The following is a 14,066-nucleotide window of genomic DNA, read 5'->3' on the forward strand; positions in this document are numbered from 1 at the left end:
CTCCTCGACGGGGACCGACGGGAACTCCGACAGCGGCAAGGACACCAACGTCGGGATGGTCTACGCGACGGGCGGTCTCGGGGACAACTCGTTCAACGACATGGCGAACAAGGGAATCAAACAGGCGAAACAGGAGTTCGGCGTTCAGTTCCAGAACGCGGAACCCGACTCGCCGAGCGACGTGGAGAACCTCCAGCGGCAGTTCGCCCAGTCCAGCAGCCCGAACTACGACCTCATCTGCTGTATCGGCTACGTCCAGACGAACTCCCTGATCAAGAACGCCGGTCAGTACTCCGACCAGGACTTCATGCTCGTGGACAGCGTGGCGGAGAAGGACAACGGCGACCTCGTGAAGAACGTCGCGAACTACACCTTCAAGGAACAACAGGGCTCGTTCCTCGTCGGTAACCTCGCCGGACAGCTGACCCAGATGGACTTCAGCGCCGGAAAAGGTTCGACGAACCCCGACAAGAAAGTCGTCGGCTTCGTCGGCGGGAAGGAAGTTCCGCTCATCAAGAAGTTCGAGGCAGGCTACAAGGCCGGTGTCGCACGCGCGAGCGAGGACATCGAGGTCAAAACGGCGTACGCCGGTACGTACAGCGACCCGGTTAAGGGGAAAGAAGCGGCGATTTCGATGTACGAGAGCGGTGCGGACATCGTCTACCACGCGGCGGGTGGCACCGGAAACGGTGTGTTCAAAGCCGCGAACCAGAAGGGTCGGTTCGCCATCGGTGTCGACAGCGACCAATCGAAGGCGAAGGGGACGGCGAAGTTCAGCCCCGTCATCCTCGCCAGCATGGTGAAGAAAGTGGACGAGGCGGTTTACCGCTGCACGAAGCACGTCATGAACGGCAATTTCAAGGGCGGCCAAGTCAACACCCTCGGCCTGAAAGATGGCGGCGTCGAAGCCGTGTACGGTGCGGACCTCGGTTCGAAGATTCCACAGGACGTCAAGGACAAAGTGGACGAATCGCGCAAAGCAATCGTCAACGGCGACATCGAAGTCCCGACGAAGCCAAAACAGTAAGCGCAAACCCGCGCGCTTAAACAAGTAGGACGGAAATCCAGAATTAGAATGAGCCGGGCGGTACATCTCGACGGCATTACGAAGCGATTCCCGGGTGTCGTCGCAAACGACAACGTCGATCTGACGATAGAGCCGGGGTCGATTCACGCACTTTTAGGGGAGAACGGTGCCGGGAAGACGACGCTGATGAACGTCCTCTACGGACTGTACGAACCCACCGAGGGGAACGTCGTCATCGACGGCCAACCACGCGAGTTCGATTCGCCGCGTGATGCTATCGACAACGGCATCGGCATGATTCACCAGCACTTCATGCTCGTCGATACCCTCACGATTACGGAAAACATCGTTCTCGGCAACGAACCTCGAAAGTGGGCTGGATTGGCAATGGACCGAGCTCGCGCCGAACACGAGGTGCGAGAACTAAGCGAGCAGTACGGGTTCGACGTGGACCCGAACGCGCTCGTCGAAGACGTGAGCGTCGGCGTGCAACAGCGCGTCGAAATCCTGAAAGCACTGTATCGGGGCGCGGATGTCCTCATCCTCGACGAGCCGACCGCAGTGCTCACGCCACAGGAAATCGAGGAGTTGCTCTCGGTTCTCGACGAACTCACGGCACAGGGCAAGAGCATCATCTTCATCACCCACAAACTCGGCGAGGCGATGCACGCCGCCGACCAGATCACCGTTCTCCGTGATGGGAAGAACGTCGGTTCGGTCGATACCGACACCACGAACCGCGAGGAACTCGCGGAACTCATGGTCGGTCGTGAAGTGCTCCTCGAAACGGACAAGGACCCCGCGGACCCCGGCGACGTGATGCTCAACGTCTCCGGGCTTCGAATCACGGACGAACGTGGCGTCGAACAGGTGTCCGGCGTCGACGTTGTCGCCCGTGAAGGAGAGGTATTCGGCATCGCCGGTGTCGACGGAAACGGCCAATCCGAACTCATCGAGGCAATCACCGGCCTCCGCTCGCCGGACGAAGGCGCGGTTTCGTTCGACGGTCGGGACATTACTGGACTGTCCCGCCGGGAGCGAATCGACGCCGGAATGGCCTACATTCCCGAAGATCGGCAAGTTCGCGGTCTCGTCATGGAGTTCGACCTCGTGGAGAACGGCCTCCTCGGAAGCCAGCATTCGGAGCCGTACTCACACGACGGTCGAATCGACTGGAACGGGACGCGGGTACACGCGGAGGACATCATCGAGGAGTACGACGTGCGACCGCCCGACGCCGACGCGTCGGCGGAGTCGCTTTCGGGCGGGAACCAACAGAAGTTCATCGTCGGTCGGGAGTTCGCTCGTGACCCGTCGCTCGTCGTCGCCGCGCATCCGACGCGTGGTGTGGACGTCGGCAGTATCGAGTTCATCCACGACCGATTGCTCGAATTGCGCGCAGAAGGGAAAGCAATTCTCCTCGTCTCCTCGAAACTCGACGAAGTGCAGCAGCTCTCGGACCGACTCGCAGTCATGTACGAAGGAACCATCATGGACGTCGTTGACCCGGACCACGTAACCGAAGAGGAACTCGGCCTGCTGATGGCGGGCGAGCATCCGGATGACACACCCAGTCTCCGAGGTGAAGTCCAGTGAGTTCGTGGCGGGACCAAGCCGAAAAGGGCCTCACTCGACTCACGGAAACGTCGGCGGTCGAACGGATTCTCATCAGCCTCGCCGCGCTCGTCATGTCGATCATCGTCGGCGGGTTCGTCATCCTCATCTCGGGGTGGGTCGCGACCTGTTCCGATCCGTTCCTCGCACAGCAAGTCCTCATCACGATTCCGGGAACGGGCGGCTGGGGGGTCCAGTTCCCGATTCCGGGGTCGTTCTGTTACAACCCGATCCAGGTGTACAAGTACCTCTTCGTGGGATCGTTCGCCAACCCACAGACGTCCACTTTGTTCCCGCCGGATTTCGTCCTCGACAAGTTCAGCCTCGCGGTGACGCTGCGCCAGACGAGCGTCCTCCTGCTCGCCGGACTGGCCGCCGCCATCGCGTTCCGAGCGGGGATGTTCAACATCGGAACGCAAGGACAACTCGTCCTCGGTGGGCTCGGCTCCGCGTTGTCGGTGCTGTGGGTCGCCCCACACGTTCCCGGCGGACTCGTGGGAAGCATCATCCTCATCCCGCTCGGGTTGCTAGCCGGAGCGGTCGTCGGTGGTATTTACGGTGCGATACCGGGAGCGATGAAGGCGTACGCGGATGCGAACGAGGTCATCACGACCATCATGCTCAACTTCATCGCCACTGGTATCGCGTTCGTCCTCGTCTCGGAGTACTTCAAGAATCCGGCGAGTCAGACCGTCGAAACGCGTCCGATGCCGTCGGCGGCGGTGCTGTCACCCATCGTCTTCCCGAGCCAGGCGTCGTTCTCCATCCTCGTCCTCATCGGCGCGCTCGCCCTCGCGGGCGGGGCCTACCTGCTCCTCCACCGAACGGCGTTCGGGTACGACCTCAGGACGAGCGGCGTCCAACCGGAGGCCGCGGAGTACGGTGGCGTGGACGCGAAGCGAACGATGGTATCGAGCATGGCACTCTCCGGTGCCGTCGCCGGAATCGCGGGGACGGTGTACGTCCTGATGATTCTGGGAAGGTGGCAACAGGGCGTTCCGTCCTACGGTTTCGACGGTATCACGGTGACGATTCTGGCGGGTAACAACCCGCTCGGTATCCCGCTGGCAGCACTCCTGTTCGGGATGCTGAAAAGCGGAAGCCTCGCCATCGACTTCGGACTCGGCGTGCCGAAACAGCTCGTCGGCGTCCTGCGCGGGCTCATCATCCTGTTCGTCGCCATGCCGGAGTTCTTCCGGATGATCGGCAAACGGGTGACGACCCCGAGTTCGTCGGGTGCGGTCGCCGCGGATGGCGGTACGACCGTCGAAGGAGGTGAGAACGATGAATAGACGCGTTCGGCTAACCATCTGGTCCGTCGTCGTCGCGGCGATCATCGGCGTCGTCGGGTTCCTGTTCCCGAACAGCGTCGTCGGCAAGATAGTCGGCACGATCAACGGGAGCTATGCGAGTGCGGCACTCCGCGCGACGGTACCGATCGGATTCGCCGCACTCGGTGGTATCTTCGCCGAGAAAAGCGGCGTCATCAACATCGGACTCGAAGGGCACCTCATCATCTCGGCGTTCACCGGGGTTGCGGTCGCCAACGCGCTCGCCGGACCGGCAGGCGCGACACAGACGACCCTCTGGCTCGGCTTCTTCGCCGCGGTCATCGCGAGCGGACTGCTCGCACTCCTGTTCGCCGTCGTCTGCATCGAGTTCAAGGCTGACCAGATCATCGCCGGACTCGCGGTGTGGCTCATCGCGCTGGGTCTCGCACCGTTCGCGAGCAAGATCCTGTGGGGCGGAATCAACAGTCCGAGCGTCGGCACGATAACGAACTGGCGTATCCCGATTCTCGCGAAGATTCCGGTCATCGGTCCGGTGCTCTTCAACGCGAACCCGACGGTGTACATGCTCCTCATCGCCGTTCCGCTGACGTGGGGGGTCCTGAACAAGACGGCGTTCGGTCAGTGGGTGAAAGCCAGCGGGGAGAACCCGATGGCACTCGACACGGTCGGGGTGGACGTTCATCGCGTCCGCTACGCGAGCGTCCTCATCTCGGGACTCCTCGCCGGAATCGGCGGTGCGGGACTCTCGCTCGGGCAGGCAGGGCTGTTCAACGGCAGCGGTACTACGATGGTCAACGGCCGTGGCTGGATCGGCATCACCGCCTACCTGTTCGGGAACTACAACCCGTTCGGCGCGTTCGGCGCGTCGTTCCTCTTCGCCAGCCTCGATGCGCTTCAGTTGCGACTCCAGCAGGTCGGGTTCAACGTGCCACGCGAACTCATCGGAATCATCCCGTACGTGACGGTCATCATCGTGTTGGTGTTCGTCGGACACACGCGAACCCCGGACGCCGCAGGCGAGCACTACGAATCCGGCGAAGAGTAAGGCGCACGGGGGCGGACGGTCGTTCGCCAATATCGTTTTTCGGTCGATTTCGGTCCCAGTTCGTTTTCCCGATTCGTTCGACGCGAGGAGCGGTTGCTGTGGGTGTTTCCGGAAGGTCGCGGATAACAGGGTTTGAACGACCGCGAGCGAAACGAGCAGTCCGTGAAACACGGCGGTTCTGGTTCCGTGATGATATATGAACGTTCGGGAAAACGGGGGAGAAAAATCGTACGGACGCGGAGCGTCCGCCGCGTCTTCGCGCGCCGACCGCTCTCTCCACTTCTCTCACAATTCGTGTTTTCGCGTCTTATTTGAACCGTCGTCACGCATCCGTCGTATGGACGAACTCGTCGAGCAGGCACGCGAGATTCAGGACCGTGCACACGTCCCGTACTCGGAATATCCGGTCGGGGCGGCGCTCAGAACCGCGGACGGAACCATCTACGTCGGTTGTAACATCGAAAACGCGAACTTCAGCAACTCGCTTCATGCGGAGGAAGTCGCGTTCGCCGAGGCGATAAAGTCGGGACACCGGGAGTTCGACCGTCTCGCGGTGAGTTCCGCGCGCAAGGACGGCGTGACGCCGTGCGGGATGTGCCGCCAGACGCTTTCGGAGTTCTGCGACGACGACCTCGTGGTCGTTTGCGACCACGGCGACGACGTTCGGGAGTACACCCTCGGTGAACTGTTGCCGGACACGATCACCGAGGAGATGCTGGACTGATCGTCGTCCGTCGCCCGAAACGCGAAGCACCTATTTTTGCGGCGGCGAACGTGGATGGTATGGATGATAGCGAAGACCCGAACGCGGAGGTACAGTACCACATCGAAGTCGGCGAGGACGACGTTGCGAACGCGGTTCTCCTGCCCGGCAATCCGGAACGCGTCGAGAAAATAACGCAGTTCTGGGACTCGGCGGACGAGAAGGCGTTCCACCGCGAGTACCGAACCGTGACGGGAACGTACGACGACGCGCCCATCAGCGTCACTTCGACCGGCATCGGCAGTCCGTCGGCCGCGATTGCGGTCGAGGAACTGGCGCGAATCGGTGCGGACACGTTCATCCGCGTCGGGTCCTGTGGAGCGATCCAACCCGAGATGAACGTCGGCGACCTCGTCATCACGACCGGTGGGGTTCGACAGGAAGGGACGAGCGACGAGTACGTTCGGGAGGATTACCCGGCGGTCGCTGATTACGAAGTCGTCGCAGCGCTGGTCGCCGCGGCGGAACGACTGGATTATGACTACCACACCGGCATCACGATGAGCGCCGACAGCTTCTACGCGGGACAGGGTCGTCCCGGGTTCGAGGGCTTCCTCGCGGAGGGAGGCGACGAACTCGTGTCCCATCTGCGGGACGCGAACGTGAAAAACATCGAGATGGAAGCGAGCGCTATTCTGACGATCGCGAACGTCTACGGCCTCCGAGCGGGGGCAATCTGTTCGGTGTACGCGAACCGCGAGACCGGCGAGTTCAGAACCGAAGGCGAACATCGGGCCGCCGAAACGGCCAGCCTCGCGGTGAAGCTACTCGCACGGATGGACGAAGTGAAAGCGGAGGCGGGTGTGGACCGCTGGCACCCGGGTCTCTCGCTCGACTAGCTCGTTTTCCCGACCTGGTGTTCGATAACCGTCCCATTGACGCGGTAGATTGCCACCGACCCGGAGCGATACACTCGGTGGATTCCGGGGAAGCGTTCGAACGATGTCTGACCGTAGCGCTCCCGCTCGCTCGGGCCGTAGTATATGTATTCGACGTCGTATCGTTCGAGTAGCTTCGCACGGGTTTTCCACGTCGTGGTCGGGGAGAAGATCAACGCGACGTCGTTCTTTCGAGCCAGGTAGGCATCGCTCCCGCGATAAATCTGCTCTTGATACCAGCCGACGATGGTCGGAACGCCGGTGAGCGATGACGCTGGACTCCCCCAGACGTAGGGCTTTCCGGGTGCGGACGCGATGTGCGGGCGTCCCTTTCTCGCGTCGAGCCATTCGATCGCTCCGGCTTCGCCGGGGTGGAACGTTTGGACGAACGCCAACCCGTCGAGCGTCGGGTCATCCGCTCGATGGATCGGGTTGTCCGTCGTCACGTGCTCCCCCAGGGAGAACACGCCGTACACGGATGCGACCAGTACGAGAAGCGTCGCACAGACCGCGGTCGCCTGTCGCCCTCCTCGTGAGGTTTGGCTTCGAGGTACCGTCTCGGCCCGAGTGGCCGTCTCGGCTGGAATCGCGGCCGCTACCAACCGTGTCAGTGCGACGCCCGCGGCGACACCCCAGAGGACCCACAGTTGCATGTACACCTTGAACACCGTGTTGAACCGTCCGGAAATGGCGTTGTCGCGCACGTAGACGAATTCGACGAGCAGGACGAGTCCCGCACCGGCCACCAACAGTACCGTCTCGAATCCGAGGTCGGCGTCCGAACGGAGGAGCAACCATCCACCGACGAGAAGCGGGGCAACCAACAGCAGCGCCGCGGCCCCTGCTTTCCAACTCAGGAGACCCAACAGAAGACCGAAGATTACCACGAGCGCCGTATCCCTGTCCTTCCATCGGGCATTCATTCCGAGATACAGCGCGAACAGACAGAGGAAGATGCCGTGGACGATGAGCAACTCGACGGCGTTGCTCCGGTCGGGCAGAAAGCCGAGACCACGTGCGCCTGCGGCCCCGAGCAGCACGTTGAGGATGAACGGGGCCGCCCACACGAAGGCGAGACCGCCGACGGCGACGACGATGAGCAGCGAAACCGTGGTCCTGATGAGTTCGTCGGCCAGCCGCGACCGTTCGCCGATTTGGAGCAGTCGCTCGCCGTGTGGAACGAGCGTCGCCGGATGTCCTTCGGCGAACACGAGCGAAAGCCAGACGACACCGAGTGCGGTCGGAAAGCTCCAGAAACTGACGGTGCTGATAAAGCCGACGACGGGTGGAAGCGCGACGAAGACGAGGAGACGTCGCCATTTGGTGTCGGAACGATATATCGCATAGCCGAGCGCCGCGACGAACAACAGGAACGGCTGTCCCATCATGTGGGCGTGAAGGTCCCCGTTCAGATACGCGAAGAAGGGGAACTCGTTTATCGTCCCGACCATGACGCGGCTGGCGTCCCAGTAGTGGAAATCGGTCGGTGAGATGGGAATCGCCGACGGGTCCATCTCCAGCGGTTTCGCGATCGCTTTCAGCAACCACTGTGGGAAGCTTCCCGCAACCAGACGCAAGGGGGTGTAAACGTTCCCGGCGAAGCCGACGAAGAACCCGGCAGCGATACCGGCGAAGCGTCGAGGTATCCCCTGCCTGTCGGCGATCGCACTCGCCAGTCCGTAGGCGGACGTGATGAGCATACCGTAAAAGCCGGAGAGGGCGAGGTTGTAGCTGTAGCGGGGGAGCGTCCCCGTGAGTTTCGTCAGAATCGCGGCGATGAGATGGCCGCCGTAGTAGTACTGAATCGATTTCCCTGCAAACCACATGTCCTCGGGCGGGAGCTTCGGAGTTCGCATGAGTGACTGCAGCACGCCGAAATCGAGGAACTTCTCGCCCCCGGTCGCGATGATGGCCGGGTCGATGGCCCGGACCACGACGAGAAAACAGAACGCGACCGTGAAAACGACCATCGCTTCAGTGTACCCCCCCAAATCGAGTTCGAGGTCGTACCGCGTCAACGCCATCGAGAGGGCGGCGAGAACGACGACCGCGACGACGATGGTGGCGTTCGTAAACGAGAACTGGCCGAGCCAATACGTGATGACCGTCACCACGACGAGGCTCGCCGGAAGCGCGAACGTCGCCCCACGGTCGGGAAACGTCCGAAACAGTGCCGCTGCAATGGGAAGCCCGGCCAGCGCGAGGGCGTAATAGATGACCAGCCAGAACGCAACGAGCACGAACTCCATCTGGGTCATTCGGAGCACCGCAGTGATATACTTCTTGTGGTTGTGTAGTGCAATAGACATATTTTTTTGTCGTATACGATCGCGGCACAAACCCACACACGGCGGCCGAATCACAACCCTTAACCACTGGACGGCAGTATGAACTGATAGCGGGATGGGATAGCCAGGAGATTCCGGCGGGCTCATAACCCGCAGATCGGTAGTTCAAATCTACCTCCCGCTATTTTCCCTTTACTTCACCTCTCAAGCGGCGAGCTGAGCCTCGTCGCGGTCATTTGGCTGGATAAACCTTCGGAGTAGATTTGAATCAGGGAGTGTAGCGAAGCGGAACGACCGTGGTTCAAATCTACCGCCTGCTGTTTTCACACGATTCGTCTTTCATCGGTCGGTTCCCCCTTTCCCTCAAAATCGGCCGGTGCCATCCGACTTATTCCCTTTGCACCGGTAGAACTGTGCATGCCATCCGCACTGTTCGTGGTGAGCGAAGAAGGATATTGGGGAGAGGAGTGTATCGAACCGCTGCAAACGCTGGATGAGGCGGGTGTCGAGATAACGGTCACGACGCCGAGCGGGGGAAAACCCGTGGTCGATGATCGATCCATCGACCCCGAGAACGTCGGCGAAGAAACCGCAGAGCGTGTTCGGGAAGCCGACGAAACGGACCCGCGACTGCAGGATCCGGTTCCGCTAGCGACGACGAGTGTCGAGGAATACGATGCCGTCGTCTTCCCCGGTGGTCACGGGACGGAGTGGGACATAAACCAGGACAAGCACGCACGAAAGCTGCTCCGTAATGCGGTCGAAACGGGCGATACGAAAGCACTCGTCGTCTGTCACGCCGTTGGCTTGTTGGCGTTCACTCGTGACAGTGACGGGGGCTTCATCGCGGACGGACGGGACGTCACTGGGTTCCCGAACGAGTGGGAGGAGGGAATCGTCGATGACGACGACTGCATGCCGGACGGCCGGAAACTACCGTACTGGGTCGAGGACGAAGTGAAAGCGGCGGGTGGAACGTGGGACGCCGAACTCGACGCCGAAACCAGCGTACGAACCGACGGTGATCTACTTACCGCACGCGGACCGGGGTCGTCGCATGACGCGGCGACGACGCTTCTCTCCGCGCTCGGGATCGAGTGATCCGGATCCGAAGCGGGTAATTTATAGTTGATTCGTTCCCAGTTGACACGAGATGCTAGGGACGCGCGGCGTGTTGGCGGTGGTGGCAGGGGTAGTCATGATAATTGCCATCCCCGTTCTCCGCTCCGGACGTCGGTCAACGGGGCTGTGGTTACTGACTATCGCATTTTCCATCGCCACCCTCTGGTCCGCTCTCAGTCTCGCATGGACCCGGGATCATTCCGGGATGCTTTCGTTCCAATCGTATTTTATGCTAGCGACGACCGCAGTTGCTGGGACGATCTATTATGGGATGCTTGCCAGGGAAGTGAGTGCTGAACATTAATTTCCGTATTCCAATGGTCGAATACGATTGAAACTCTTTACTGGTTTTATTACGTGAATTGCTTCTATGAAGCCTGAAAGACTAAATGCTTATTCTAATCAGTAACTTTAAATACATCTTCTACAAGTCTTTGGTATGCCACGGCGACGCAACCGAAGTGGTGCAGATGATAGCCGACGGAAGTTTCTGAAGGCGAGTGGGGCCGGTGCTGTTGCTCTCTCCCTTGCGGGTTGTTCCGGTAACAGTGGAGACAGCAAAGGGACTTCTTCCGACACGTCGACAGGTAATGGGGAAACCGAAACGACGAAAGAACCGAGTCAGAATACCCTTTCTCCGGACGATATCGAACCGGGTGGAACGCTCCGGTACGGGATGGATACCGCACCGGACAGTCCGAACATTATGCTGGCGGGCAGCGTGTATTCTGCGGTTGCGCTGGACCCCGTGTACGATTATGGTGTCGCACAGGACCCGGTCACGTTCGAAATGAAACCGGAGGTTTTCACCGATTGGACCCTGAAGAATGCGGACAAGGACAAACCGGATGTTTACGTCAAAGCCCGAAAAGACGGCTTGAAATGGAACGACGGTGAGGAATTCAAGATGGAGGACATCCTGTTCTCCTACCAGTTCCAGCTCGACAACAAGCCCGGTCAGTGGTCCGTCTGGAACTACTTCGACAAGATCGAGGAAGCGAAAAACGACTGGGACTTCCACATCAAACTGTCCCAGCAGGTTGGGACGTGGGACTCGGACGTCGTCGGCGGTGCTCCCATCATTCCCAAACACAAGTGGGAGGGTGTCGATTACAAGAACTACGACCCGACGAAGGCGAATGACGAGGGTCCAGTCGGAACCGGGCCGGGTAAACTGGTCAAATGGAACGCGGACACGTCGATGCAGATCAAGTTCCGCCGCGATTACATCGAGAACGAGTACGCGCTCAACAAGCTCGACTGGAAGAAGGAGAGCAAGACGCTCATTCACGGCGGTCCGTTCCTCGACGGCGTGAACTTCAAGGTGTACGGTGGAACGTCGGCGATGACGCAGGCCTTCCTGCACGACGAAATCGACACGCACTACGGCAGCTTGGAGTCCTCGAAGATTCCGAAAGTCAAGAAGATGGACGGCGCCGGTCTCGTCAAGGGGTACGACAGCGGATTTTCGTACTGTGGTTTCAACTGCCGTCGCTCGCCGCTCGATGACGTTGCCCTCCGGCAGGCGATGGCGTTCATGTTCGATGACTACTACTGGACGACCCAGCTGCACGGCGGATACGTCCTCAAAGGCGACTACGCCCAGTCGCCGGGGTACAAAGGTGTGCGTCCCGAGACCGTGTACGGTGGCAAACTGCTTGAAGACCCCCGCACCAACGCGTTCGACTTCCGTGCGGAGAAAGGTAAGAAGCCGGACGTCGAAGGTGTTCGCAAGTTCCTGACGGACGGAAAAGTCATCGACGGATCGAAAGGCACGTTCGTCGGGAAGAAGTTCCCTGGCTCGTTCTCGGGCGTCAAAGCGAGCCAGTCGAAGGCGAAGTACAAGTACACGTTCGGTCCGGTCAAATCGGACGTTCTCAAGAAATCGGATGCCGACGTGACGAAGGAGATTCGGGTCGACGGCAAGACCATCACGGAGATGATGGGCGACGGTGGCATTACCCTCCTCATCGACCCGCCAGGAGAACAGCCCAAGATTGCGAAAGGGATCAACCGCTGGAAGAACAACTTGCATCAACTCGGTATCCCGGCCCACACCGAGTCGATCTCGTTCAACACCATGACGGGTAAGGTGTACCAAAAGGAGGACTTCGACGTGTATCCGATGGGCTGGGGTGGAACCAGCGCATACGGAACGTCGCTTCACTCGTTCTTCTATTCCGGAAATTCGGGAGACGACACCGACAAGTTCGCCTACAATTCCACCGGGTACGGTGTGGCGGGCGGAAGCGCAGACAAGCTTCTCGAAAAGGCGTACAAGGAGACCGACCCCGACAAGCGGTCCAAGAAGTACGCGAAGGCGATGGAAAAGATCTATCTCGACATGCCGTACATGGTCCAGTCCTACGACAAATACCGCTGGCCGGTCAACTCGAAGAAGTTCGGCGGGTTCGTGAAGAACATCGTCGACCCGGGCTATGCGAACTGGGACGCGGAGTACAGCAGCATCTACCTGAAAGAGAACCTGAAGCAGTAATCGCGTCTTCGAGCCCTTCCGAGTGGGTTTTTCGCGGTATGGCAGGGGAAATCGGTGGTTGAATTTACTACGTGATCGATACGAAAATCATCACATTGATAATGAAGGTATTCCATGAATGACATGGATACACACAAATAAACGATATGGTAAACAGTATGTCGAAATCAACGGACGGTAGAGTATGACAAAGATCAGCACCCGCTATCTCGCGAAGCGATTGGTCGTTTCATATCTGACGCTACTCGTCATCATGACGATCATATTCTTGCTCATTCACAGCATGCCCGGGTCGATCATTTCGAGTATGATCACTCCGAAGATGAAACCGGCGCAAATCGAGCGCATCAGACAACAGTGGGGGCTGAACCAACCGCTGTGGAAACAGTACCTACACTACATGGTCAACTATCAGACGGGTAACTTCGGTCGGTCGCCGACGAAGCACGTCGCTGTCTGGGACGTCATTATCCGACGCTTCCCGCGAACGATCATCCTGTTCGGTGCTGGGTTCATCATCGCGTACACTATCGGCCCACTCATCGGAATGTATCTGGGCTGGTGGCGAGGGTCGAACAAGGACAAGACCATCTACACGTCCGGTCTCTTCATGTACTCGATGCCCGCGTTCTGGATCGCGTGGCTGTTCATCTGGGTGTTCAACTACAAACTGAAACTGCTAAAAAGCGCGTACATGGTCGATCAATTCGGAGTCCCGGATTGGACGCCGTTCTTGGCGATGTCGAACATCCTCTCTCACATCGCGTTACCGCTCTTCAGCATCGCGTTCGTCGGATGGGTCGGTTCCATGCTCGTCATGCGACCGTCGATGAACAACGTCACCGGGGAGGACTACGTGTTCCTCGCGCGAGCGAAGGGGCTCAGCGAACGTACCGTGATGATGAAACACGCGGCGCGGAACGCATTGATTCCGGTCGCGACGCAGGCTATCGTCGGCCTCGCGTTCCTCGTGGACGGGAGCGTCATCATCGAACAGGTGTTCAGTTGGCCCGGTATCGGGAAGCTGCTGGTGAGTGCAGTGCAAGGAAGGGACTACCCGATTGCACAGGCGGCGTTCTTCATGACCGCGATACTCATCATCTCCATGCGACTGCTGACGGACGTCGCATACACCTTCCTCGACCCGCGAATCAAGTTTGGAGGGGACTAACGAATGTCAACACAATCCGAAAACGCTTCAACGACAAGTACGCTCAAAGAGCAGTGGAAACCGCGAATCGAACGATTTCGACGGGGGTGGAGCCGATATACTCAGCACAAGATGGGCGTCATCGGACTCATCATCCTCGTCGTGTACATCCTGTGGGCGCTCTTCCCGTCGGTATTCGCTCCACATTCGCTCGACTGGCGAGCCTTCACGGGGACGGATCAGTACGCTCGCATCTCGCTTCAACAGCAGCAGCAATTACCGTATCCCCCTGTCTTCGGCGATCCGTTTTTCGCACCGTTCGGAACGACCGACGATGGGGTAGGTGTTCTGACACTGTTGATTTACTCGACGAAAACTGCACTGTACATC

10 protein-coding genes, 1 tRNA gene and 2 pseudogenes are annotated in these 14,066 nt (G+C 59.5%); 12 read left to right on the forward strand and 1 reads right to left on the reverse strand.

The annotated features are described in order from the left end of the window. The 6 genes from WBV42_RS04765 to WBV42_RS04790 all read left to right on the forward strand — a co-directional run. The coding region (locus WBV42_RS04765; RefSeq protein ID WP_423985015.1) for a BMP family lipoprotein at window positions 1-1,027 on the forward strand (1,027 nt) is incomplete at its 5' end. Window positions 1,028-1,075: 48 nt separating this feature from the next. Continuing rightward, window positions 1,076-2,623: an ABC transporter ATP-binding protein gene (locus tag WBV42_RS04770; protein WP_423985016.1), complete on the forward strand. Its 1,548-nt coding sequence runs from the start codon at window positions 1,076-1,078 to the stop codon at window positions 2,621-2,623. Continuing rightward, window positions 2,620-3,933 carry an ABC transporter permease gene (locus tag WBV42_RS04775; RefSeq protein ID WP_253229025.1) on the forward strand — a complete coding sequence of 438 codons (1,314 nt, stop codon included), beginning with the start codon at window positions 2,620-2,622 and terminating at the stop codon, window positions 3,931-3,933. The genes WBV42_RS04770 and WBV42_RS04775 overlap by 4 nt, the downstream gene beginning before the upstream one ends. Beyond that, window positions 3,926-4,978 carry an ABC transporter permease gene (locus tag WBV42_RS04780; RefSeq protein ID WP_423985017.1) on the forward strand — a complete coding sequence of 351 codons (1,053 nt, stop codon included), beginning with the start codon at window positions 3,926-3,928 and terminating at the stop codon, window positions 4,976-4,978. The genes WBV42_RS04775 and WBV42_RS04780 overlap by 8 nt, the downstream gene beginning before the upstream one ends. A gap of 196 nt (window positions 4,979-5,174) precedes the next feature. Next, entirely contained in the window at window positions 5,175-5,702 is a 528-nt protein-coding gene (gene cdd, locus WBV42_RS04785) for a cytidine deaminase (RefSeq protein WP_423985018.1), read from the forward strand. A gap of 59 nt (window positions 5,703-5,761) precedes the next feature. Further along, window positions 5,762-6,580 (forward strand): nucleoside phosphorylase, encoded by an 819-nt coding sequence (locus tag WBV42_RS04790; protein WP_066147900.1) that lies wholly within the window; start codon window positions 5,762-5,764, stop codon window positions 6,578-6,580. On the opposite strand, the gene WBV42_RS04795 is transcribed toward WBV42_RS04790, so the two are convergent. Beyond that, window positions 6,577-8,928 (reverse strand): DUF2298 domain-containing protein, encoded by a 2,352-nt coding sequence (locus WBV42_RS04795; RefSeq protein ID WP_423985019.1) that lies wholly within the window; start codon window positions 8,926-8,928, stop codon window positions 6,577-6,579. The two genes, WBV42_RS04790 and WBV42_RS04795, sit on opposite strands and share 4 nt — an antisense overlap. Before the next feature lie 88 nt (window positions 8,929-9,016). On the opposite strand from WBV42_RS04795, the gene WBV42_RS04800 reads away from it, so the two are divergent. The 6 genes and pseudogenes from WBV42_RS04800 to WBV42_RS04825 form a co-directional block, all read left to right on the forward strand. Beyond that, window positions 9,017-9,091 (forward strand) — tRNA-Met (locus tag WBV42_RS04800). Window positions 9,092-9,324: 233 nt separating this feature from the next. Then, window positions 9,325-10,008, forward strand: a complete 684-nt coding sequence (locus WBV42_RS04805; protein ID WP_423985020.1) for a type 1 glutamine amidotransferase domain-containing protein — start codon at window positions 9,325-9,327, stop codon at window positions 10,006-10,008. 460 nt (window positions 10,009-10,468) lie between these two features. After that, window positions 10,469-10,561: pseudogene (locus tag WBV42_RS04810) on the forward strand (twin-arginine translocation signal domain-containing protein); the annotation flags it as partial. Window positions 10,562-10,705: 144 nt separating this feature from the next. Beyond that, window positions 10,706-12,526, forward strand: a complete 1,821-nt coding sequence (locus WBV42_RS04815) for an ABC transporter substrate-binding protein (RefSeq protein ID WP_423985021.1) — start codon at window positions 10,706-10,708, stop codon at window positions 12,524-12,526. Between the two features lie 184 nt (window positions 12,527-12,710). Continuing rightward, entirely contained in the window at window positions 12,711-13,697 is a 987-nt protein-coding gene (locus WBV42_RS04820; RefSeq protein WP_253229018.1) for an ABC transporter permease, read from the forward strand. Window positions 13,698-13,700: 3 nt separating this feature from the next. Beyond that, a pseudogene (locus tag WBV42_RS04825) lies at window positions 13,701-14,066 on the forward strand (ABC transporter permease); the annotation flags it as partial.

The sequence above is a fragment of the Haladaptatus sp. genome (assembly GCF_049589095.1).
In the GTDB taxonomy this organism is placed as follows: Archaea; Halobacteriota; Halobacteria; order Halobacteriales; family Haladaptataceae; genus Haladaptatus.